This window comes from Curtobacterium sp. TC1, from assembly GCF_019844075.1.
Taxonomy (GTDB): domain Bacteria; phylum Actinomycetota; class Actinomycetes; order Actinomycetales; family Microbacteriaceae; genus Curtobacterium.
On the sequence record NZ_CP081963.1, the window covers coordinates 1 to 19,856 of the forward strand.

Consider the following 19,856-nt stretch of genomic DNA (forward strand, 5'->3'; position numbering starts at 1 on the left):
ATGGAAGTAGGAGGCATCGTGAAACTGACAGACGAAGAGCGCTCGTCGCTCGACCGAGTCATCGTTTGCATCAACGGCAAGGGGGGAGTGTTGAAGACCACCCTGGTCGCCAACATCTCGGGGCTGCTCGCCGCAAGCGGGTACCGCGTTCTTGCGGTCGACCTCGACCCGCAAGGCAACCTTGCGGAGGACTTCGGCTACACGGGTGACGCTCGGGACGATGACGGACGCTCACTGGCGCAGACTCTGTTGTTCGGTGGTGTCGCTCAGCCGGTGCGCGACGTGCGCCCGGGGCTCGACGTCCTGGTCGGTGGAAGCGCACTGGATCAGGCCACGGCCGGCCTTGCTGCGCGAGCGAACAAGGACCCGAACGGGGCAAAGCTCGCGCTAGCGAACGTGCTGGCCTCTATAGCGAGCGACTACGACATGATCCTGCTGGACTGCCCGCCGGGTGACGAGATGCTGCAGACGGCCGCTGTCGCGGCTGCCCGGTGGGCGCTGGTGCCGGTGAAGACGGACAAGTCGAGTCGGAAAGGACTATCCGCGGTCGCAGCCCGCTTGGATGCTGTCCTCGACATCAATCCAACGCTCGATCTCCTCGGCGTTGTCCTCACCGCGGTCGGTTCGGGATCCACCAATGTGGAGCGCCGAGCACGTGGTCTTGTCGCGGAGATGCTCAACTCCGAGGAGGACATCGTCTTTGAGCCGACGGTGCGGCACTCGGAGGCCACGGCTCAGGCGACCCGCGAGCGGGGCCTCCTGGTGCACGAGCTCGACGCGCAGGTCCAGGACGGGCCGAAGTGGTACGAGATCCGCCGTGGCACCGCAGAGGCGCAGGTACTCGCCCCACAGACCGCCTCGTCTGTTGCCGATGACCTGCACGCCCTCACCACGGCGCTGGTAGAGCGCATCAGTCAGTCCGAACACGAAGGAGCCGACGCATGACCGAGACACCCGAGCGGAAGGTGACGGGCCTCGCCCCCCGCGGCACCAGCACACCAGACGTCTCTCGGCTGATAGCGCGAAACCGGCCTCCGGCTCCGGACGATGAGGCCGCCAACTCGTCTGCGAAACCTCCGGCGGTTCCCGCAACGGAGCGAGCCGACGTCGACGACACCACGGTGTCCGTCACGTTCTACATGCGCCGCGCTGTCCGAGCGCGAGCGAAAGCAGTCTTCCGCGCGACCCGGTACATCGAGCAGGACGACTCGTGGTCTGCCTTCCTCGAAGGCGCAATCTTGGCGGAGGTACGAAGAAGAGAAGGGGTGTACAACGAGGGACGCCCCTACCCCGGCGACGACCGCCGACTCTCGCCCGGACGGAGCATCTGATGTTGGACGAAGCTGCATCGGCGCCGGAGCTCTCGCCGATGCTGTTGCGCGTCGTCACAGCTCACTCCGAGGCGGCGCGCGAGGCCGCCAACGGCAACACCAAGCGATTGCACGTGGATGCGCGCGACGCGGCGCTCCGTCGAGCCGCCGAGGTCCACCCGGCCGAGACGCTTAGCGACGTGGCCGGCCTCAGCTCCGGTGAGCTTGCTACTGCACTCCGCCGAGACACCCGGCGACCGAAGCCCCCACCCTCGACCGACCCGCTGCTCCGAGACATCCCCGCCGCGGAGCGTCGGCTCTTGGAGACCGTGGAACTGCTGTTCTACACGCACGGGATCCGTGCCGTTGGCGTCGACCAGATCATCTCGAAAGCGTCCGTGACCAAGGCCACGTTCTACAAGTATTTCGCCGGCCGCTTCTGGCTGGAGGCGACCTACGCCCACTTCCAGCACCGCCGCCGGGTAGAAGCGCTGCTCGACGCCGCGTCATGCGCGAGCACACCACTGGACACCATTGAGGCAGCCGCCGGGGTCTTCGTCGTCGCCGTTCGCACCCCAGGGTTCCGCGGTGACGCTCTGATGCTCGCCGCGGCCGAGTTCCCGGACCCTGAGCACCCCGTGCGTCAGGTCGTCAGCGACCACCACACCTGGGAGCGGAAGTGGTTCACTTCTCTGTTCGCTGCCGCCAGCATCGATGAGCCCGAAGCTGCGGCGATACAGCTCGAGCTCGCCGCTGCCGGCCTAGCGGCGCACGCGGCCCTCGCCCCGGCCGAACCAGCCGTTGCAGCGTTCAACCGCGCGGTCCGCACGCTAACTGAACCCAGCTCACTCGTCGCGACGAGGAGGTGACCCCGGGCCGTTCATGCCGTTCCTCCTAAACTGGGCCGTGGAACGTCAAGTGGCAGGGCTGCCTGCGCCTGGACCCGGAGCGGCGGCTAGGAGTCGAGTGCTGCTTGCGCTGCGCGATAGGTGGGGCGCCAGTCGACGTCGTCTGTTGAGCAGTCCCACCCGTACGATTCCGTATGGCCGCGGGCGCCGTGGTAGCTGACCGCGTTGGTGCCGATCAGGGCGAGCTTTTCGCCGCACTGGTGGCCATCGCAGGTGAGCACGATCGCGGGGTGGATTGTCATGCCGTCTCGTCTCTCGCCGGCGTCAGGCGTCGACCGTGATGCCCAGGCTGATCCACCCGCCGGGGATCGGCTGCCGGTACGCCGCCAGCGTGGCGTCGTAGTTCGGCCCGGACGCTTCGTGCTGTTGGATCTCGGTCGACCTGGCGACGGCCGGTGCCGTTGCCAACGAGCAGCGCTCCGCCGGCACCGCGCCGTGGTTGCCCTCGGCGTGAGGTGACGGTCCCGTTCAGCACCCGCCGCGCACTCGATGTACAGGACCTGATCGACGCCGCGGTCGACGACGGCGAGGGAACGATCCAGAACGTGGTGGAAGCGGCGATCCGCGAAAAGTGGGGACAGCAGTACGGCACAGGGGATCAGCGCTGATCCCCTGACGCGACTGAGCAGAGCGGATGGCGGTACCCCGCTCCCAGGTATCCCCGCCTCGGCTCCCGCTTAATAAAGCGGTTCGACCCATTAGCGTTGTGGTGTCGGCGAGCGGAGGGGAGCGCGTAGAAAAACAAGTGGACGGGTGAACCTCATCAGAGGCGACCCGCCCACTTGTCTCCGGATTATGCTCTGGGATTACGCCGACTACTTGCAAATTCCCAGGCCCACATCGCTGCGAATCCGAAAGTGAAAACAAATCCGATCCCCGCCGCCGCTCCAAGAATGAGGAACGCCTTGTTTCCGCCGAGGGTTGCGAGTTGAGAGCCGGATAGTGAATCAACAAGTGACATAACTAGTGTCCACCATATAGCCAGGCCAATGACGCCGAACACTGCACCGATGATGCGGCTGATGGCGGAATGCTCCGGCGTTTTGGTCATGGACTAAGTATACCGATTTTTCTCAGCTGTAGCTAGCGAGGGTTGAGTTGACGTTACACAGGGGCGTCTTGTCCTGCTTCTTGGCAGTCGCGCTAGACCAGATCTTCGTGTTCAGGTTCGCCTTAGCGGTCGTGCCGCTCAAGGAGGTAGAGCTGGTCTGCTGGATGACTTGTCCCACCTTCATCGCAGGGCACCCCTTCTTGCCCAGGTCGAACGCGTCCGCGAACGAGCTGTAGATGCCCCAGCCGAGCGCTGTGCGGCCAACGATCTTGAGGACACGCGATGAGGGAGCGAACGACAGTACGACCGCCGGGACCTTGGAGGCGATGACGTTCGCGGCAAGGAGCTTCTTCGTCACGGTGATGGTGTTCGTGTGTGAACCCGGCGCGACGAGGCGGTAGTAGTTGTGCGTCTCGTAATTCTGGGGCACGTTGAGGGTGAATGCGACGCGTACCGGCATGATGTTTGTAGGCACGCCAGTGAACTTGACGGTCGTTTTCCCCTTGCCGCCAGAGATGTACTTCTTCTGGTGTGCCGTATTGTCGCGTGATGCTTTTGGCAGGTACCACGCAATCGCCAGGTTCGCCTGGCTTGGAACTGTCTTTTTCTTAGTGTAGGTCACGCTGACTGATTGGTCGCTATTGACCGTTACTGCGTTCACGGTTACGTAGCCATCGATGATTGGCGATGAGCTCGCAGCGGACGCGGCTGATGCGTTGCTGACCCCGAGACCGACGGCAAGTGCAACCGCAATGGTTCCGGCCGCGAGCCGAGTGACGAGTGTTCCACGTTGAGTGCGCATTTCTCCCCATTCTGAGCGAATGTTATCGCTCAGGGGAAACGTAGCCGCCCGGCATAGTGATCGAAAACAATGCATATTCACACGAAGTTCGCATCCGCTTAGGGATGTATTTATGTTCGCGTGTTGCTGTAGAAGATCGATCTTGAGGTGGTTGCCGCTTGCTGGGGCAGTGTGCACGGTTGGGGTACACCCCAACTGGGCGTCAGACGTGACGTCGGAAAAGTGTCCGATTAGGGTCTTATTTCGGTTTGTCTGACACCTGCTCTCGGAGGTCTTAGACTCCAACTGGACAAATAGGGGTCGGAGGCGTCGTGTCGGGTCAGCGGGTCGGGTACGTGCGGGTGAGCACGTTGGATCAGAGCACAGTCCGTCAGCTCGACGGCGTCGCGCTGGATCGGGTGTTCGAGGACAAGGCGTCGGGGAAGGACGTGGACCGTCCGCAGCTCGAGGCGATGATCGGGTTCGTCCGTGACGGTGACACGGTGTTGGTGCACTCGATGGACCGGCTCGCGCGGAACCTCGAAGATCTCCGCCGGCTCGTGCGCCGGCTGACGGATAAGAAGGTCCGGGTGGAGTTCGTCAAGGAGCAGCTGGCCTTCACGGGGGAGGACAGCGCGATGGCGAACCTGCTGCTGAACATGATGGGTGCGTTCGCGGAGTTCGAACGCGAGCTGATCCGAGAACGCCAACGCGAGGGGATCGCGTTGGCGAAGCAGCGTGGCGTGTACCGCGGTAGGGCGCGATCGCTTGGTGCAGTGCAGATCGCGGAGTTGATCGGTCGCGCCGGTGCCGGCGTTCCGAAGACGGTGTTGGCGAGGGAGTACGGCGTCAGCCGGGAGACGGTCTACGCGTACATCCGCGCAGCGGGTGCTCCGGAGTGAGGCGCAGCCGGTCTCCTACGCTGAGGCGATGGTGACGAAAATCGTCGGGCGTGTGGAGCGTGTTGGTGTGATCGGGATCGCGGCAGCGTTCGTGCTGGCTCTGGCTGCTTGCTCCAGTCAGAGCCTCGACACGGCGGTACCGTCCGTGCCAACTTCGTCGCGCCCGAGCACTCCGGTGCCTCGCCCCTCGAGCACCCCGACGTCTCCTGAGATCTGGACAGGCGTTACGGACGGCACATGGGACTGGGGTGACGCGAGCTTTGACCAGCCGGTCGGAGCTCCATCCCAGCAGTACACCGTCGCGGTCACCGGCCCTCCGACGCTGACCGCGTACAACGGGCGCACCGTCCAGATGACGAGCCCGCTGTTCGTCGCGCACGTAAAGGATGGCGGTTTCGGCGGCCCAATCCCGGAGGCTGTCAGTGTCTTTTTCTCTCCGGGCCCCGGAGACACGACCCACACGATGGACGAGTCGTACGGGACGCAGACGACCATCGTGTGCGAGGACGACGAACCACGAGTCGGCGAGGCAGCGGACTGCATCGTGTCGTTCGTCGCCGACGTTGCCGGCGTGCAGGACTCCTACTGGGACGTACAGGGCAAGCGGGCTGCTGCGTGGCCAAGCCAGAAGGCCACCCGGGGCGCGAGCTGACCGCAGCGTCCCCCACGGGTGTGTCAAGAAGCGTGAACAAATCCGTGCAACCGAGCTTGACTAGTCGCACCGGGGATCTCGACGACGTCTGCAGGCGTCTGCAGTGCGTGCGGTAGCCGACCTCATCTGCTCTTGAGCGGTGTTGATCGCGGCGCCGCTCTGCGGTGTCGTCGCGGTGCAAGCTCCGTCGAGCAGCGCCGAGGTCGGGAAGGGGGCGAATTTCAGCGGAGCCTCTTGCCGCCGTGCCCGGAGGGTGCGGCGCGGCCCACGGACACCAGGACGACCCGATGGGACACCCGCGGGCCGAGGTGAGACGGCGTGGGGGCCTGCTGACTGCGGCCCCCACGCGGGTGCAGCTACTCGGTAGCCGTGTCCGCTTCGGCGTTCTCGGTGGCCTCAGTGGCTCGTCGTCGGTGGGGCTGCGTCGTCAGCGGATGCCACATGTCCGGCCTTCTCGGGTCGCTTCCGCGCCCACTCGGCCGCGGTTGATGATCCGTGCACGATGGGAGCCGGGCGATCCCCAGTTCCCATCGGTGTCTTCCTCAGTTGTACGACGCGAGTCGGTTTGGTGCGGTGTTGCCCGCCGGTGTGGGAACCGCGCCGCCGACCCCGTTGATGATGCTCGAGATGGTGCCCGTGTCGCCGAGCGAGACCGTGACGAGCCCCTGGGCGCGGACGCCGGCGGTCTGCGGGACCTCGAACGCCCGGTCGGCGTGCACGGACGGGTTTGTTTTGAATAAGGCGTAGACGCCGCCGCCCCAGATCTCGTGCTTCGTGACCGAGGACGTCACCTTGTAGGCGGCGTAGCCCGCGCCGGTCGGGCTCTGCCAGGATGCGTTGTCGGGGACGTCGTACGGCATCTCGTTCTGGAAGAAGATCGTCCTGCCGTTCTCACCGTTCCAGAGCACTTCGTACTTCTGGTAGTGCTCGACGAAGAGCCCGGTGGCGAGCACGTCGTTGCCGTTCACCTCGACGCCGGTCGCGCCGGTGTTGACGTTCCAGCCCGTCGGCGCGCCGCCGTGGTCGGCCCGCCAGGCCCAGATGTGGTCGATGAGCGTGTCGTCGGCGTTCACCTGCAGGGTGGTCGTCGCCTTGCCCTGCACGCTCGATCCGACGCGGAAGAAGACGTCCTGGATGCTCTGCGGGTCGCCGGCGTGGTCGACGTGCGACCCGGACGCGCCGAGGCGGACCAACTGCGCGCTGTTCTGCGTGCCCGCATCGACCACGAGGTTCGAGACGTTCACCCCCGCGACGTCGGTCGAGGTCAGGACGGCGTTGCCCTTGGTCGGCACGAGCGTCGGGAAGCCGATGCCCGTCACGACGGTGTCCGCGCGGGTGACGTTGATCGCCGCGTCGAGCTGGTAGGTGCCCGGTGTGAAGAACAGGTTCAGCCCCTGGGCCAGCGCGCTGTTGATGGTCGCCGCCGAGTCGCCCGGGTGGGCGACGTAGAAGTTCCGCATCGGGATGTCGGTGCCGCCGGTGTTCGGCCACGTGACACCGCTCGAGTTCTGCCGCAGCGACGGGACGAACACGTGGTACTTGTTCGACGAGTCGACGTACAGGTACGGCTTCTCCCGCGTCGTCGGGGTCGTGGCGAGCGTGGTGTAGCTCTTCGAGAAGTCGTTCGCCGGGGCGCCGTTCACCCCTGAGAACGTCATGTTCCAGTTGCCGCCCTGCCACGAGCCGATCGTGGAGTTCCGGGTGTACCACTGCTGCTGCGACCCGGAGGTCACCGTGCCGTCGACCTTGGTGTCGGCGATGTAGCCGCCCGACGAGTACCCCTGGCCGCCGTCCTGGTTGGACGGCCCCATCGTCAGGTTCCCCTTGATGTGCACCCGACGCATCGGCGCGGCCTGGGACACCGCCCACCGGTCGGTGCCGCCTTCGGGGACGATCGCCACGTTCTCGACCGACCGCCAGAAGTTCTGCGTCGCGTTCTTCTCGTCGCCGGCGTTCCACCCGGAGTCGACGTTGACCGCGCCGTTGATCGTGACGTCGTCGGGGTTCTTGCCGAGCCCGGCGACCGACGTGTAGAAGCCGAGGTTCGCCCAGACCCGGCCGTAGTTGCCGGGCTTGAACAGGAAGACGTGCCGCTGCGTGCCGAACTGCGCCGTCGTGCTGCGGAGTTGGCTGGTGAACGCCGCGTCGACGTCGGCCTGGATGGTCGACGCCGGCACCGTGGGGTCGTAGATCTTCACGTTGCTGCCGAAGTCCGGGGTGTCGCTCGTGGCGACTGCCTGGGCCGAGATCGCCGGAGCCAGTGCCCCCACGACACCGACGCTCAGGGCGAGCGCGAGGATTCGCTTCATCCGTCGTTGCATGATGCTCGATTCGTCATCGTGCGGCGTCGTTGCCGCACGGGACAGACCGTAGACCCGTTGCCGCGCTCGGACAGTCGGGACAAAGGGGACAAGTACTGTCTGCGCACAGATACCCGCCCTGCACGAGACACTAGGAGGACAGTGTGAGCATCTTCGCCCGGTGTCGCGTCTTCAAGCTTCGCGTCTACTTGGTGGGTCCGTAGAGCGGTGTCTCCGCCTGGTCGAGCTCGAGCTCGGCGGTCTGCTGGATGAGGGCGAGCAGGTCGGCGTCGAGCCCCGGTGCGAACTCCTCGAGTCGCTCCGGAGCGATGAACGACGGCACGCCGGCGGGGGCCTGCTCGGTAGCGGACAGGTCGGTGCCGTCCTTCGACGGAGACGCTCCACGGAAGATCTTGCCCGCCTCGGACGCCCCGTCGAGATCGAAGCTGTACTGCTTGCTCTGCAGTCCGAGGTCGACGAGTTCCTTCACCTCGGGGAAGCGCTCGGCGTTCGTCTTCGGGATCGGCAGCAGGGTCTTCCAGTCGACGCCGAGGGTCTCGAGCGCCTTCGCGTAGGCGTTCTCGTGCGCCTGGTCGCGGACGATCAGGTACGCGATCGTGCTGCGCGCGGTCGGGTTGTCGGTCATCTCGTAGATCCGGCACTTCTGCAGCCGGCCGGTGGACTCGAGCATCAGGTTGTAGAGCAGGTCGAGCGGCAGGTTGCCGGAGTTGTAGACGTAGCTGCCACTCCACGGGTTGCCGGCCGCATCGACGGGCAGGGCACCCTGCGCACCGACCAGGTAGTGGTGGATGTTGCTCGTGTCGAGCGCGATGTTGAGCGGCGTCGCACCCTTCGCACCGGGCTTGTCCAGCGGGTCGGTGAGCTTGCCGGTGTACTCGGGCGAGCCGTCGAGCAGGCGGGAGATCGTGGTGCCGATGAGCTCGACGTGACTGATCTCCTCGGTCCCGACACCCTGGATGAGGTCACGGTAGGGCTTCGCCGCCGGACCCCGGAAGTTCATCGCCTGGAACAGGTACTGCATCATCGTGCGCATCTCGCCGAACTGGCCGCCGAGTCCCTCCTGCAGGGCGTTGGCGGCGGCGGGGTCGGGCTCGCCGTCGGCGATCTCGTTGATCCAGGTCTGTGCGTGGAAGTACATAGGTCCTCCTCAATGTCAGCGATGACACCCTGCCATCGCCCCCTACCTTGCTCTTCGCCACTTCGTTCAGAACGCAGACTCCCAGCAAACCCTGCAGCTCACTCCCGCCGGCATACGCACATGCCACCGCACGACGACCGCGTCGGCCCACACCGTCGCCTGAGTTCTCGTGCTGGTGCTGTTCTGCATCGCGCCGGTCCAACATGCCGCACCTGATATGCATGTGCATTGTTTGGCACCAGGGCATGACGTTTACGAACGTGCGGCTGGGGCATCGACAACAGCGGGAGGGCTGGGAATCCCCAGGAGCATTGAACCGGTAATGCAATCACCGGAAGCCATGAGGAATAGCGGGCTGCGCATTCCCCAACTGTGTCGCACCGGCGCTTTTACCATCTCGCCGACCGCTACCGCCCCGGCGGGTCAGCTCGTGGCGGGGTGCGTGGTGCTAGTCGCGGTGGTGGCCACGGTGATGTCGTCGTGGTCGCACTCCCAGAACGCGGAGCGGATCTCGTCGGCGATCGCGTCGGGCAGCTGCTCGTTCGTCCACGCCGTCGACGGGAACGAGACCGTGACGGTGACCGTGGTCATGGGCGCGGTGGAGGACGGGCCGTGGCCGGCGCCGCCCCACTCGTACTGCCACGCGAACGCCACTTCGCCGGTGGGTCCGCCGCCGTGCACGTCGAACGCGGCGCGGTGCTCGTCATCGGTGTGGCCGGGACGACGGGTGCAGCGCCATTCGAGGCCACCGACGTCGTACGTCGTCGCGGCACACTCGGCGCCGGTCGGGTCGAGGTCCGCGGCGGGTGCTCCCGGGTCGATCTGCTCGCCGATGGTCGTGGGCCGTTCATAGGTGATGTGCATGAGGGGTGCTCTTCTCTAGGCTGCGGTGTGGGTACCCGCCTTGGTCAGCGGGTGCTCCCGTGGGAAAAAGGGCCGCGCCGCCGTCGTTATCGGCGGCGCGGCCTGCCCGTCTAACTGCGGACGCGGGTCGGGGTGAGGTCGGTGTGCTGCAGCAGGAACTGCACCGCGGACCAGGCGGACAGCTGCGGGCGGTCCCAGGCGTGGTAGCCGTCGTTGAACTCGCAGCCCTGCCCGCCGGTGATGTCACCACCCTCGGCATGAACGCCCCCATCGTCGTCACCGACACCGACACCGACACCGACACCGACACCGACACCGACACCGACACCGACACCGACACCGACACCGACACCGACACCGACACCGACACCGGGTCCTGGAGCGGGTTCCGCCCCGACAAGATCGACGCCGTCGCTGCGCTCATCGAGACGGGGAAGGCTGCGTGATGACGATGACGCTCGAACGTCCGACCACCGTCCGTCCCGACGTCGTCCAGCAGCCGACCCGCGATGCCGTCGACGAGCTCTACGCCGGCGACACCGTCGCAGCCTTCCGCGCGATCGACCAGGCATGCGCCGACCCGACCGAGAGCGTTCGCGAGTGGGAACTCACCGACGAGCAGCGGCAGGTCTACGAGGCCGGCTACATGGTCGGGTTCCAGATGGCCGCCCCAGCGCTCATGGCCGAGGTCCTCGAGTTGCGGGCCCGCCTCGAGCAGGCCGAGCACGACGCTGACCGGTACTACGCCGAGATGTGCCGCCGACCCGCCCCGGCCGAGCCGGACCGTTCTACGTTCGCGGAGATCGCCCGCGCCCGCGGCGAGGATGACCGCGCCGCGCGCCACGAAGCGACGATGGACCGGATGTTCCCCCAGTACGCCAGCGCCTGAGCTGGACGGAGCGGTGTCTGTCCCGTCTGCTACTCATGAGGCCGGTTGTTCCGGCACTGCACGATCGAAAGGATGAGTCATGGCTTGGCTCAAACGACACGAGCGCACACGCACCGTCGACGACGTCGTGGCGTTGCTGCACTCCGATCAGGAAGATGACCGCGCGGCCGGGATCCTCGACTCCGCCGTCCCGCCGGTAGAGGTCTTGGCGCTCGCGTCGCGGCCGGGTAACGGGTACCGGGTGCGTGCAGCCCTTGCCCTGTGCGGGGCACTGCCGGCGGACATGCGAGTGCAGATCCTCCGCGACGAGTACGCCGCCGCGACCCGCAAGCACGCCATGCCCGGGTTCTTCTTCCTGCAGCTGGAGACCTACGGCCGCCAGCTCGCACGCCGGGACGACCTCGACGACGATGCTCGTGCTGCGATCGCCGCGGCACGCACCATGTTCACCCGGTGGGAACGTGCCACCGGCGGCATCCCGCAGGACTCGTCGATGTCGGGCGTGACTGTCTTCGGTCTCTGCCTCTGCCTGATGGTCTCCGCGACCTTCGTCTACTTGGCGTTGGCGGGCTTCATCCACGTCCCCGAGTTCCCCGTCCCGGGGTTGGGGGAGTAGATGTTGACCTGGCTGTGGGTGCTGTTCCTCGCCGGCGGCGTTGCGACGATCATCGTCGGTGCTCGCCGTGCGACGGACGCCGATGGGCGCATTCCGCGCGGGCGTGAGCCGTGGCGTGCAGTGTTCATCGGGCTTGGGTTGTTCGCGATAGGTCAGGTGTTCCTGATCGTCGATGGCGCCATGCACGGCGACGTCGGCCGGTCGGTGTCGGGCGCGGTTGCGTTCCTGCTGCCTGTGGCCACCGCTGTGTACGTGGTCCGCAGAAACCGGAAGCGGCAGAAGTGAGCGCCGGCGTCCAGCGGCTGTTGGGTCCCAATCGGCAGAACTCTGACGGCCGCCTAGATGCGGCGGTAGAATTGATCGCAGGAGGACCGCGACTATGAGCATCACGACACCGCGCACCGGACAGGTGTCCCCGGCTGAAGTAGACCGCCGTGTGGACTTCGCTGACGCTGCCCTCGGCGCCGCAGGCCACCAGGTCACCGACCCGATCCTCCGCGAGTACAGCCGCCGCGTCGCCGAGGGGACCATGACGGCCGAAGCTGCGATCGCTGCCGGGATGGCGCACCTCGACGCACGCTGAGCCGTGCCAACCACCTTCCGTGCCTGGGATGACTACTTCATCCCGGGCACGACTGTTCTCCGGAACAAGCTCGGTGCCACCGACGCCGCGGACCTCGCAGCGCGTGAGGAGTTCGCCGCGCAGGTGCGACTCGTCGAGCTCGCCGAGGATCCAGTGCGTGGCGGGTTCGACTACGACCACATGAAGGAGATCCACCGGCGGATCTTCCAAGACGTCTACGAGTGGGCCGGGCAGGAGCGCGTCGGACCGGACACCCGGATGACGAAGGACGGCCCCGACGTCGTCAACTACGCCCTCGGTGACCCGGCCGCCCCGACGGTGGCATATGGCTACTACCCGGGGCCGGGCATCTCGTCGGCGGCCGAGCACCAGTACCGGCTCCTCGAGCGGGAGCAGCACCTCACCGGGCTTCCGCGGGAGCAGTTTGTGGAACGTCTCGCAGAGCACTGGGGGGAGCTGAACACGATTCACGCGTTCCGGGAGGGCAACACCCGGGCGCAGTTCGTGTTCTTCTCCGAGCTCACCGACAACGCCGGCTACCGCCTCGACGCCGGCCAGTTCCACGTCGGCGCTCCGCTGCGCGACGCGTTCGTCGCTGCCCGCTTCTACAATCAGGCCACCGGTCGCTCCGACCGTCTCGCCGAGGTACTGAACCAGGCAGTCACTCGGCGTGACGTGCGGCCACCGAAGCGACCGGGAGGCTCGAGCATCGAACGGCTGCAGCAGCGCGTCGACGAACAACGTGCACGCCGGCGGGACCAGTTCCGTCCCGGCGGGTTCAGCACTGACGATGGCCGTAGCGGCCCACAGCGTGGACCCCAGCGGTGAGACGGCTAGACCAGCCGCCAGCCGTTGCCGGCACGCTCCGTGAGTGCGAGGTAGCAGAACCCGGCGATGCCGACGGGGATCGCCAGGACCCACAGGTAGACGTACACGTTGAACCGGACGAGCAGCACCAGCAGTGCGAGCGGACCCGACAGGAACCACCCGCCCATGCCCTCGCGCATCGGTTGGGTGACTCGGAAGTAGCTCTCCCGGGCCAGCGGGTACGCGAGAGCCTGCACCATCACGAACACGATCGCGGCGGTGAAGGCGAACCAGTCGGCACTGGCGGCCGCGCGGGTCGCGAGGTAGATGAAGAAGATGCCGGGCAGGAGTCCGAGCACGATGCTCGACGGCAGCCGTGTGTACCGTCGGTTGATCCATGCCCCCAGTACGAATCGCATGGGCTGATCCTCGCAGGAAGGGCCGACAGATGAACAGCGCCGCGACGTCGACCGCTCCGGAGCGGTTCTGGTCGCACGTGGTGCAGGGGCCGGCGCCGACGGACTGTTGGATTTGGACCGGCGCGATCGGTGACGACGGGTACGGCCGGTTCTGGGTGCCGCAACCGGACGGCGGGCAACGCGCGATGCGCCCGCAGCGGTGGCTGTACGAGCACCTGACCGGTGTCGCGCTCCTGCCCGACGTGTTACTGCTGCACGCGTGCGACGTGCCGCTGTGTGTGCACGTCGACGTCGACGAAGCCCGGTCGCACCTGGCCACGGGATCGCACCGGGGGAACATGCTCGAACGGGTGCAGCGTGGTCGGCACCGGAACGGGTCCACCGCGATTCGTACCGCCGGGCTCGCGCGTGCCGAGCGTGTGCGGTTGTCGCGTGAGCTCCGGGAGGCGTTCCGCGATCACGGGTGGGATCCCGCTGCGATCGCAGCGCACAAGACGGGGATCCAACCGGACACCCCAACGCTCTGGTGAGGTGTCCGCCGAACAGCGTCGGCTAAGTGATGCCAGGTGTTTCCGTGTGGGCCGGACACAGGTCGGTGTAGCTGCGGGACGTGTCCGCGGTCGTCCACCCGTGCTCGCGTGCGAAGGTGCGCGCCTCGGCGCGGCTGCTGTTGTCGTCGGCGACCGCGACCGGGATGATGACCCGATCACAGCCGAACGCATCGCAGCTGACGATGAACGCTGAACGGGCGGCCATGACGGGACCTACGCGGCCCGGCGGTGGGACGGGATCACGCGGCCGCGTGCTCGTCGTAGTGGATGTCAGCGTGCTCGTCGACGTCACCTGACTGGCTGTCGTTCCGCTGCTCGCCGGTGGTGCCCGCCTGGGTGGGCTGAGCGTCAGCGTCCGCGGCGCGCTTCACACGCTTGACGTCCTTGAGCGGGATCCCGAGGCGTGCTGCGACCTCGTCGCGAGAGACCTTCGTGTCGAGCATCCGGCCGACGATGCCGGCCGCCTCCGCACGGGACGCTGCGACCTTCCGCTCGGTCTCTGCGCGGATCGCGGCGATGCGCTCTTCTGCGTCCGCCTCGATGCCCTCAACGGCGTCGACGGCGACGAAGTATGAAGCGGCGAGCTCCTCGAGCTGGTCCTGCCGACGGCGGGACTCCGCCGCTCGTTCCGCGGCGCGCTCACGTGCGGCCTTCCGGGCGGCGGCCTGCGTTGCTGACTTCCGGTTCTCTGCCATGTCGATCCCTCCCGATCGTGCTTGGCCGCCCATGCGACCTAACGGTTACAAACCCGACCGCGGGGCGGTCGGGAACGGACCGGGCGAGCCGGGCCGTGTTCATCCGAGCCACAGCCGTGTCCGGCTCTGGCTCGGATGCTGTCCTCGACGCACTCCCAACCAGATGCAACGACATCCTTCGTTCCTCAGTCGTCGAAGCATCTGGTCTTCGTGGTCTCAACCAGCATCCGCGCTCACTATAGCTCGCGTGCCAGTTCCCCTCACCCTTCGGTCCACTAGCTGTCACACCATTGGCATTACGAATGAGTGGGGTACCCTTGCCGCATGTTCGCCGCCGCAGACCGTCCCGCTCTGGGGGTCTGCTGATGACGATGAGCCTGCACGTGCTGTCCACCGGCGACGGGTACACGTACTACACGTCGGAGGTCGCGACCGGCGACGTGCGGCGTGCGCAGGGGCGGGAGATCGGCGACTACTACACCGTCGAGGGGAACCCTCCGGGGCAGTGGGTCGGCGGTGGGATCGGCCTCCTCGGCATGTCGGGTGAGGTGACCGAGGAGCAGATGAAGGCGCTCTTCGGTGAGGGACTGCACCCGAACGCGGAAGCGATGATCGCCGCGTCGATGGAGGCCGGGAAGAGCTACGAGGACGCGGAGAAGGAGGCCCGGCTCGGGCGGGCGCCGCACCGCATGTCGGCGTCGTCGACGAAGCTCGCAGCGGCGATGAAGGAGGCCGAGGACCGCTTCGAGCGCACCCGCCACCGCGAGCCGGACGCGTCGGAACGTGCGCAGTTGCGGACTGCTGTCGGTGCGCAGGCGTTCCGTGAGGCGAACGGCCGGCCGCCGGTGGACGGGGAGGAACTTGGGAAGTTCATCACCGCCGCGACCCGGTCGGACCGCAACACCGTGTCGGGGATCGACCTCACGTTCTCGCCGCCGAAGTCTGTGTCGATCGCGTGGGCTGCGGCCATTGCTCAGGACGACCACGCGACAGCTCGGCTGATCGAGCAGGCGCAGGAACGTGCCATTGCGGACTCGATCGCGTGGCTCGAGGAGAACGCGATCGCGACTCGCGCCGGCGTGAACGGGGTCCGTCAGCTGGACGTCGAGGGCGGCCTGATTGCGACGAAGTTCCGCCACCACGACTCCCGCTCCGGGGACCCGCAGCTCCACGATCACGTGGTCGTCGCGAACCGTGTCCTCGGCTCGGACGGGAAGTGGCGGACGCTGGATTCGAAGCTGCTGCACCGGCAGGCGATGGCCGCCGCGGCGATCCACAATCGTGCCGTCATGGACTACGTCTGCGAACTCACCGGCGCCACCACCCGCGCCCGTGTGCTTCGCGCCGGGGACCCGCCAGTGGTCGAGCTTGCCGGTGTCAGCGATGACCTGATCGCCGAATCGTCGACCCGTTCCCGTGACTCTCGGAAGGTCGCCGCTGAGCTCGAGCGGGACTACCGACGTGACCACGGACGCTCCCCCGACCGTGCCACGAGGCGGAAGATCGCCCAGCAAGCGGTGCTCGCGACGCGGCCGAAGAAGGAACACATCCGCCCCATCGCAGAGGTCGCGAAGACCTGGTTCGACGCCGCCCGCCCCAACACACCACGCCGTGAGCTCGACGTCGGCGTGCTCCTCGGCCGGGGGCTCGGCTCTGACCTGGACACTCCGTTTGACCCGGAGGACGCCGCACGGACGATCCTCGCGAAGGTGTCCGAGGATCGATCCACGTGGGGCGTCAACAACGTCCAGATCGCCGCCGAGCAGTGGGTGAACGAACACCGCGGCATGCCCGGCCTGAACACCAAGACTGGCGCGGACCTCATCACGAAGACCGTCATCGACGGCCACTCCATCCGGCTCACGCCTCCGCCGGCGCACGGCACGTTCCAGCCGGTCGCGATGCGCGACGGCTCGTCGCCGTACGTGTCCAAGGGCGCCGTGGTGTTCTCCTCGCAGGCCGTGTTCGACGCCGAGCGGATCATCCTCGACGCCGCGAAGGACCGAACCCTCGGCCCCGTGCGCGCGGAGACGTTCTCCGCTGCGAAGGCGGAGCACGGCGCCCATCTGGACGCCGGCCAAGCCGCTCTCGCCGCCGCGTTCGCGTGTGACCCGGTGCGCGTCATGGTCGGGGTCGGGCCCGCCGGCACCGGGAAGACGACCGCGTTGAAGGTCGCCGCCCGTGCGATTGAAGCGGAGGGTGGGCGCATGATCGGGCTGACCCCGTCCGCCGCGGCGGCCGCGGTCATGTCCGACGCTGTCGGCATCAAGGCCGTGACCCTCGACAAGTTCCTCTTCGGCAGTGACCTTGAGCAGCTGCTCGAGGCGAAGTCGATCACGGGTGACATCGACCTCCGTCGCGGGGACGTGATCGTGGTCGACGAAGCCGGCATGGCCGGCACCGTGAACCTCGCCAAGGTCGTCCGCATCGCGGAGCTCACCGGTGCGCACGTGCGCTTCATCGGTGACGACAAGCAGCTCGACGCGGTTGCCTCCGGCGGCATGCTGCGCCTGCTCGAGCACGAGGTCGGCGCGACCTACCTCGACGAGCTCCACCGGTTCAGCAACCCCGACGAAGCCGCGGCGACCCTGCTCCTGCGCGACCCCACGGTGAAGGACCCGTGGGCATGGCACCTTGCCAACGGCCGTGTCGTCGGCGGTGACGCGGACAAGATGGCCGACTACATCTTCAACGGCTGGCAGCAGGACATCGACCAGGGCCTCGATGCCCTGATGGCCGCACCCACCCGTGCGCAGATCGCCGAGCTCAACGCCCGTGCCCAGGCGTACCGGTTCACCACCGGCGAGGTCCACGGACCCCGCGGCGCGGCCCTCATGGACGGCTTCGACGCGCACGTCGGCGACCGGATCGTCACCCGGAAGAACGACTACAAGCAGCGCATGCACCGCGGCCGGGAGTTCGTGAAGAACGGCGACCGGTGGACCGTGAAACGAGTCCACGACGACGGTTCCCTCGACGTCGTACACGCTGGCCACGGCGGGAAGCTGCGCCTTCCCGCCGAGTACGTCAAGGACCACACGCAGCTCGGCTACGCCCGCACCACCCACGGCGAGCAGGGCAACACCGGCGACACCATGTGGCAGATGGCCGACAAGAACACCAGCAGGAACGCCGCCTACGTCGGCGGCACCCGCGGCCGCCACCGGAACACGTTCGCCGTCATCACCGAGCCCGGCCAGGACATGCGCGACGTCCTCGCGAAGATCGCCGCCAACGTCGACCCGAACCTCACCGCCCACGAGCAGCTCCGCATCGCCCAGCAGGAAGCCGGACAGGTCACCCGCCTCGCGGACGAGTACGCCGACCTGGTGCAGCAGCTCGACGACCGCCGGTTCGCGGCCGCCGCCGAGACCGCGCTCGGCGACGTCGCCGCAGCCGCCATCACCGGCGAGTCCACCTGGGCTGTCACCAAGGCATCCCTCCGCCAGGCGGAGAGCGCCGGCCTCGAGCCCGCCGACGTGCTCTACCAGGCCTGGACGGACAAGCCGCTCGAGCAGGTGGAGAACGTCCCGGCCGCCCTCGCCGGCCGGATCAAGGACGCCACCGCTGCGTGGGCTGCCGAGCACCCCACGGACGACGTCGCACCCGTCCCGACGTGGATCGCAGATCGGCGGTCCCTGCACGCTCCCGGCATCGACCCGGAGTGGCGCACAGAGCTGCAGAGCCGCTACGACTACATCGAGACCCGGCTCCTCGAGCGCGGCCACCAGGTCGCTGCCGAACAGCCCGCGTGGGCGTCCAAGCTCGGTGCAGTCCCGGAGGACCCGGAACTCCGTGAGGCATGGGTGCGTCTCGCCGGCGAGGTCGACACGTTCCGCTCCCGACACAACATCGAGTTTGACCAGGTCGACGCCGTTCCGAGGTCGCTGCGAGACCACCCCGTCGGGCGCGATCTCCACGCCCGGGTCGTCGCCACCCACAAGTCGTCCGTGCTCCGGGAGCAGGCCGCCGACCGGAAGGAGTCGTCCATCGATCGGCTTCGCCTCCGTCGCGGCGGCAACCGACCCGATGCTGCCAACGGAGACGTGTTCGACCGGCTCAAGGCCCGCCGGCAGCAGGCATCAACGCTTCCGTCGAAGAGCGATCCGCCTGCTGCCGACGGCCCGGACCGGCGCGGCCCGCACCAGTAACGCAGCCGGACGGCTACCCGCCGTGGTGTGTCCTGCCGCCGGAATCTAGTCCGCGCGGGTCACCTGGTCGCTGTCGACATTCACCACGTTTCGGAGCAGCTCTGCGAGCTCCACCGGACCCATCACGGCGCGCCCGTCGTTCTCGTTGCGCTCGAGGGTGTCGGCGATCGCGGTGACCGTTTCCCAATTGGCCTCCACGATCTGAGTGGCGGTCGCGTGCGCTTCTGTGATCCACCCGGCCGGCCCATCCTCGGGACTGCTGCCGTTGATCTCGGCGCCGTGCAGGTAGAGCAGTTGCGCGCTCCGAGCCGCGTAAAACCAGTCGTTGAGGCTGCCCGAGGAGAGGTACCTACTCCGCTGGTAGTTCTCTGCCACCTGTCCGGCGACCGAGACGACCAGGTCGCGCCACGTGCCTTGTTCCGACTCATGTGCTGGAGCGAGCGTGTACCCGGTCTCGGGAGCACCGGTGACGGCATCTCCAGGCCGGCGCACCAGGATGTAGAACGCACGCTGCCCGAGCACCGTGTACGCGACGGCATGGCCGGCCTCGTGCAAGGCCGTTTTCCTGAACGTCGAGTCCGGCAGGTACTGACCTAGGAGATCCGGCTCATGCACCTGCACGCGCTGTAGCTGCCGGGCGCGCCCGCGCCGGGTGGCAGCTAGTGCGACGGGCTTGCCGGCGGCGTGCAGCTGCAGCAGCTTGATCGTCGCCAAGCTCATCCCATCGCCGGCCCGCAGCACTTGTCGGACTGTTTTCGGTGACAGGTCCGGGATTTCCTCCACCAGCTTCGCCACGATCGCTTCCTGATCGCGCTCCTCAGCTTGCCGCTTTCGCCACCACTTCAGCACCGCCGACTCCCAGGGGCCGCCGACCGCGAGCAGCAGCAAACCTCCAGCGAGTAGGACGAGGCAGAGGGTGAAGAGGATCCAATCCCCGGGAGTGCGTTGCCAATGCAGCGCCCAGCCCTGGTCCCACGGTTGCGTCACCCAGTCGGGCACCAGTCCCAAGCTGGTGTTCGCGATCAGGAACGCCACGATGACTGCGGCCGTTCGTCGCGCAGCACGCCGGCTCTTCCAGGTGATCTGGCGGAAGTCTTTGTCCCGGTAGCTCCGCACAGCCGATGCGATCACGTGTGCCGTCGCCGCCACCAACATCAGATCGATGAACAGCCCTCCGGCCACAGCATTCAGGTGATGGGTCACGCTGCCCCTTTCGCT

The 19,856-nt window shown here is 67.2% G+C and carries 25 protein-coding genes; 14 read left to right on the top strand and 11 right to left on the bottom strand.

Annotated features, from left to right (window positions below; translation table 11 throughout):
• Positions 1 to 18 precede the first annotated feature (18 nt).
• From KZI27_RS00835 to KZI27_RS00845, 3 genes are read left to right on the top strand one after another with little or no spacing between them, the layout of a single operon-like run.
• Positions 19 to 945: a ParA family protein gene (locus tag KZI27_RS00835; RefSeq protein WP_261783855.1), complete on the top strand. Its 927-nt coding sequence runs from the start codon at positions 19 to 21 to the stop codon at positions 943 to 945.
• Complete coding sequence (locus tag KZI27_RS00840) at positions 942 to 1,331, top strand: ParB family protein (protein ID WP_222657575.1); 390 nt, start codon at positions 942 to 944, stop codon at positions 1,329 to 1,331. The genes KZI27_RS00835 and KZI27_RS00840 overlap by 4 nt, the downstream gene beginning before the upstream one ends.
• The gene (locus KZI27_RS00845) at positions 1,331 to 2,179 is read left to right on the top strand and encodes a TetR/AcrR family transcriptional regulator (RefSeq protein WP_222657576.1); all 849 of its coding nucleotides are present in this window, start codon (positions 1,331 to 1,333) and stop codon (positions 2,177 to 2,179) included. The genes KZI27_RS00840 and KZI27_RS00845 overlap by 1 nt, the downstream gene beginning before the upstream one ends.
• Positions 2,180 to 2,265: 86 nt before the next feature.
• Here KZI27_RS00845 and KZI27_RS00850 read toward each other — a convergent pair whose 3' ends face one another.
• Together KZI27_RS00850 and KZI27_RS00855 are read right to left on the bottom strand one after the other, a co-directional pair.
• Complete coding sequence (locus KZI27_RS00850) at positions 2,266 to 2,460, bottom strand: hypothetical protein (protein WP_222657577.1); 195 nt, start codon at positions 2,458 to 2,460, stop codon at positions 2,266 to 2,268.
• 22 nt (positions 2,461 to 2,482) lie between these two features.
• The gene (locus KZI27_RS00855) at positions 2,483 to 2,626 is read right to left on the bottom strand and encodes a hypothetical protein (protein ID WP_222657578.1); all 144 of its coding nucleotides are present in this window, start codon (positions 2,624 to 2,626) and stop codon (positions 2,483 to 2,485) included.
• A gap of 47 nt (positions 2,627 to 2,673) precedes the next feature.
• Between KZI27_RS00855 and KZI27_RS00860 the strand changes: the two genes are divergently transcribed.
• On the top strand, positions 2,674 to 2,826 hold the full coding sequence (locus tag KZI27_RS00860; RefSeq protein ID WP_222657579.1) for a hypothetical protein: 153 nt from the start codon (positions 2,674 to 2,676) through the stop codon (positions 2,824 to 2,826).
• Positions 2,827 to 3,011: 185 nt separating this feature from the next.
• Here the strand turns inward: KZI27_RS00860 and KZI27_RS00865 are convergent, their stop codons facing one another.
• The gene (locus KZI27_RS00865; protein ID WP_222657580.1) at positions 3,012 to 3,269 is read right to left on the bottom strand and encodes a hypothetical protein; all 258 of its coding nucleotides are present in this window, start codon (positions 3,267 to 3,269) and stop codon (positions 3,012 to 3,014) included.
• Positions 3,270 to 3,291: 22 nt separating this feature from the next.
• The gene (locus KZI27_RS00870; RefSeq protein ID WP_222657581.1) at positions 3,292 to 3,891 is read right to left on the bottom strand and encodes a hypothetical protein; all 600 of its coding nucleotides are present in this window, start codon (positions 3,889 to 3,891) and stop codon (positions 3,292 to 3,294) included.
• A gap of 491 nt (positions 3,892 to 4,382) precedes the next feature.
• On the opposite strand from KZI27_RS00870, the gene KZI27_RS00875 reads away from it, so the two are divergent.
• Both KZI27_RS00875 and KZI27_RS00880 read left to right on the top strand, forming a co-directional pair.
• Positions 4,383 to 4,952, top strand: coding sequence for a recombinase family protein (locus tag KZI27_RS00875; RefSeq protein WP_222657582.1), 570 nt, complete (start codon positions 4,383 to 4,385; stop codon positions 4,950 to 4,952).
• A 28-nt stretch (positions 4,953 to 4,980) separates the two neighbouring features.
• Entirely contained in the window at positions 4,981 to 5,604 is a 624-nt protein-coding gene (locus KZI27_RS00880) for a hypothetical protein (RefSeq protein ID WP_222657583.1), read from the top strand.
• 542 nt (positions 5,605 to 6,146) lie between these two features.
• Here KZI27_RS00880 and KZI27_RS00885 read toward each other — a convergent pair.
• From KZI27_RS00885 to KZI27_RS00895, 3 genes are all read right to left on the bottom strand, one after another.
• On the bottom strand, positions 6,147 to 7,913 hold the full coding sequence (locus tag KZI27_RS00885) for a hypothetical protein (RefSeq protein ID WP_222657584.1): 1,767 nt from the start codon (positions 7,911 to 7,913) through the stop codon (positions 6,147 to 6,149).
• A gap of 196 nt (positions 7,914 to 8,109) precedes the next feature.
• Positions 8,110 to 9,063, bottom strand: a complete 954-nt coding sequence (locus KZI27_RS00890) for a manganese catalase family protein (protein WP_222657585.1) — start codon at positions 9,061 to 9,063, stop codon at positions 8,110 to 8,112.
• A 423-nt stretch (positions 9,064 to 9,486) separates the two neighbouring features.
• Positions 9,487 to 9,927, bottom strand: a complete 441-nt coding sequence (locus KZI27_RS00895) for a hypothetical protein (protein WP_222657586.1) — start codon at positions 9,925 to 9,927, stop codon at positions 9,487 to 9,489.
• 257 nt (positions 9,928 to 10,184) lie between these two features.
• Between KZI27_RS00895 and KZI27_RS00900 the strand changes: the two genes are divergently transcribed.
• From KZI27_RS00900 to KZI27_RS00925, 6 genes are all read left to right on the top strand, one after another.
• Positions 10,185 to 10,373 (top strand): hypothetical protein, encoded by a 189-nt coding sequence (locus KZI27_RS00900; RefSeq protein ID WP_222657587.1) that lies wholly within the window; start codon positions 10,185 to 10,187, stop codon positions 10,371 to 10,373.
• A complete protein-coding gene (locus tag KZI27_RS00905) occupies positions 10,373 to 10,816 on the top strand; it encodes a hypothetical protein (protein WP_222657588.1) in 444 nt (147 codons plus the stop codon). Before KZI27_RS00900 ends, KZI27_RS00905 begins: the two co-directional genes overlap by 1 nt.
• Positions 10,817 to 10,895: 79 nt before the next feature.
• Complete coding sequence (locus KZI27_RS00910) at positions 10,896 to 11,432, top strand: hypothetical protein (protein WP_222657589.1); 537 nt, start codon at positions 10,896 to 10,898, stop codon at positions 11,430 to 11,432.
• Entirely contained in the window at positions 11,433 to 11,717 is a 285-nt protein-coding gene (locus tag KZI27_RS00915) for a hypothetical protein (RefSeq protein WP_222657590.1), read from the top strand.
• Positions 11,718 to 11,811: 94 nt separating this feature from the next.
• Entirely contained in the window at positions 11,812 to 12,015 is a 204-nt protein-coding gene (locus tag KZI27_RS00920; protein WP_222657591.1) for a hypothetical protein, read from the top strand.
• A 3-nt stretch (positions 12,016 to 12,018) separates the two neighbouring features.
• Entirely contained in the window at positions 12,019 to 12,843 is an 825-nt protein-coding gene (locus KZI27_RS00925) for a Fic/DOC family protein (protein ID WP_222657592.1), read from the top strand.
• 5 nt (positions 12,844 to 12,848) lie between these two features.
• Here KZI27_RS00925 and KZI27_RS00930 read toward each other — a convergent pair whose 3' ends face one another.
• Positions 12,849 to 13,241 carry a hypothetical protein gene (locus tag KZI27_RS00930; protein WP_222657593.1) on the bottom strand — a complete coding sequence of 131 codons (393 nt, stop codon included), beginning with the start codon at positions 13,239 to 13,241 and terminating at the stop codon, positions 12,849 to 12,851.
• Positions 13,242 to 13,270: 29 nt separating this feature from the next.
• Between KZI27_RS00930 and KZI27_RS00935 the strand changes: the two genes are divergently transcribed.
• Positions 13,271 to 13,771, top strand: a complete 501-nt coding sequence (locus tag KZI27_RS00935; protein ID WP_222657594.1) for a hypothetical protein — start codon at positions 13,271 to 13,273, stop codon at positions 13,769 to 13,771.
• A gap of 22 nt (positions 13,772 to 13,793) precedes the next feature.
• Here the strand turns inward: KZI27_RS00935 and KZI27_RS00940 are convergent, their stop codons facing one another.
• The gene (locus KZI27_RS00940) at positions 13,794 to 13,997 is read right to left on the bottom strand and encodes a hypothetical protein (protein WP_222657595.1); all 204 of its coding nucleotides are present in this window, start codon (positions 13,995 to 13,997) and stop codon (positions 13,794 to 13,796) included.
• Between the two features lie 34 nt (positions 13,998 to 14,031).
• A complete protein-coding gene (locus KZI27_RS00945) occupies positions 14,032 to 14,487 on the bottom strand; it encodes a hypothetical protein (RefSeq protein ID WP_222657596.1) in 456 nt (151 codons plus the stop codon).
• Between the two features lie 365 nt (positions 14,488 to 14,852).
• Between KZI27_RS00945 and mobF the strand changes: the two genes are divergently transcribed.
• Entirely contained in the window at positions 14,853 to 18,638 is a 3,786-nt protein-coding gene (gene mobF, locus KZI27_RS00950) for a MobF family relaxase (protein WP_222657597.1), read from the top strand.
• A 45-nt stretch (positions 18,639 to 18,683) separates the two neighbouring features.
• On the opposite strand, the gene KZI27_RS00955 is transcribed toward mobF, so the two are convergent.
• A complete protein-coding gene (locus tag KZI27_RS00955; RefSeq protein ID WP_222657598.1) occupies positions 18,684 to 19,841 on the bottom strand; it encodes a hypothetical protein in 1,158 nt (385 codons plus the stop codon).
• Positions 19,842 to 19,856 lie beyond the last annotated feature (15 nt).

What these genes read in the sequence shown, in the direction of transcription:
- mobF (WP_222657597.1), top strand. Translation starts at nt 14,853, where the DNA reads ATGACGATGAGCCTGCACGTGCTGTCCACCGGCGACGGGTACACGTAC.
- KZI27_RS00940 (WP_222657595.1), bottom strand. Translation starts at nt 13,997, where the DNA reads ATGGCCGCCCGTTCAGCGTTCATCGTCAGCTGCGATGCGTTCGGCTGT.
- KZI27_RS00850 (WP_222657577.1), bottom strand. Translation starts at nt 2,460, where the DNA reads ATGACAATCCACCCCGCGATCGTGCTCACCTGCGATGGCCACCAGTGC.
- KZI27_RS00885 (WP_222657584.1), bottom strand. Translation starts at nt 7,913, where the DNA reads ATGAAGCGAATCCTCGCGCTCGCCCTGAGCGTCGGTGTCGTGGGGGCA.
- KZI27_RS00900 (WP_222657587.1), top strand. Translation starts at nt 10,185, where the DNA reads ATGAACGCCCCCATCGTCGTCACCGACACCGACACCGACACCGACACC.
- KZI27_RS00865 (WP_222657580.1), bottom strand. Translation starts at nt 3,269, where the DNA reads ATGACCAAAACGCCGGAGCATTCCGCCATCAGCCGCATCATCGGTGCA.
- KZI27_RS00910 (WP_222657589.1), top strand. Translation starts at nt 10,896, where the DNA reads ATGGCTTGGCTCAAACGACACGAGCGCACACGCACCGTCGACGACGTC.
- KZI27_RS00845 (WP_222657576.1), top strand. Translation starts at nt 1,331, where the DNA reads ATGTTGGACGAAGCTGCATCGGCGCCGGAGCTCTCGCCGATGCTGTTG.
- KZI27_RS00945 (WP_222657596.1), bottom strand. Translation starts at nt 14,487, where the DNA reads ATGGCAGAGAACCGGAAGTCAGCAACGCAGGCCGCCGCCCGGAAGGCC.
- KZI27_RS00935 (WP_222657594.1), top strand. Translation starts at nt 13,271, where the DNA reads ATGAACAGCGCCGCGACGTCGACCGCTCCGGAGCGGTTCTGGTCGCAC.
- KZI27_RS00840 (WP_222657575.1), top strand. Translation starts at nt 942, where the DNA reads ATGACCGAGACACCCGAGCGGAAGGTGACGGGCCTCGCCCCCCGCGGC.
- KZI27_RS00930 (WP_222657593.1), bottom strand. Translation starts at nt 13,241, where the DNA reads ATGCGATTCGTACTGGGGGCATGGATCAACCGACGGTACACACGGCTG.
- KZI27_RS00905 (WP_222657588.1), top strand. Translation starts at nt 10,373, where the DNA reads ATGACGATGACGCTCGAACGTCCGACCACCGTCCGTCCCGACGTCGTC.
- KZI27_RS00915 (WP_222657590.1), top strand. Translation starts at nt 11,433, where the DNA reads ATGTTGACCTGGCTGTGGGTGCTGTTCCTCGCCGGCGGCGTTGCGACG.
- KZI27_RS00895 (WP_222657586.1), bottom strand. Translation starts at nt 9,927, where the DNA reads ATGCACATCACCTATGAACGGCCCACGACCATCGGCGAGCAGATCGAC.
- KZI27_RS00880 (WP_222657583.1), top strand. Translation starts at nt 4,981, where the DNA reads ATGGTGACGAAAATCGTCGGGCGTGTGGAGCGTGTTGGTGTGATCGGG.
- KZI27_RS00890 (WP_222657585.1), bottom strand. Translation starts at nt 9,063, where the DNA reads ATGTACTTCCACGCACAGACCTGGATCAACGAGATCGCCGACGGCGAG.
- KZI27_RS00920 (WP_222657591.1), top strand. Translation starts at nt 11,812, where the DNA reads ATGAGCATCACGACACCGCGCACCGGACAGGTGTCCCCGGCTGAAGTA.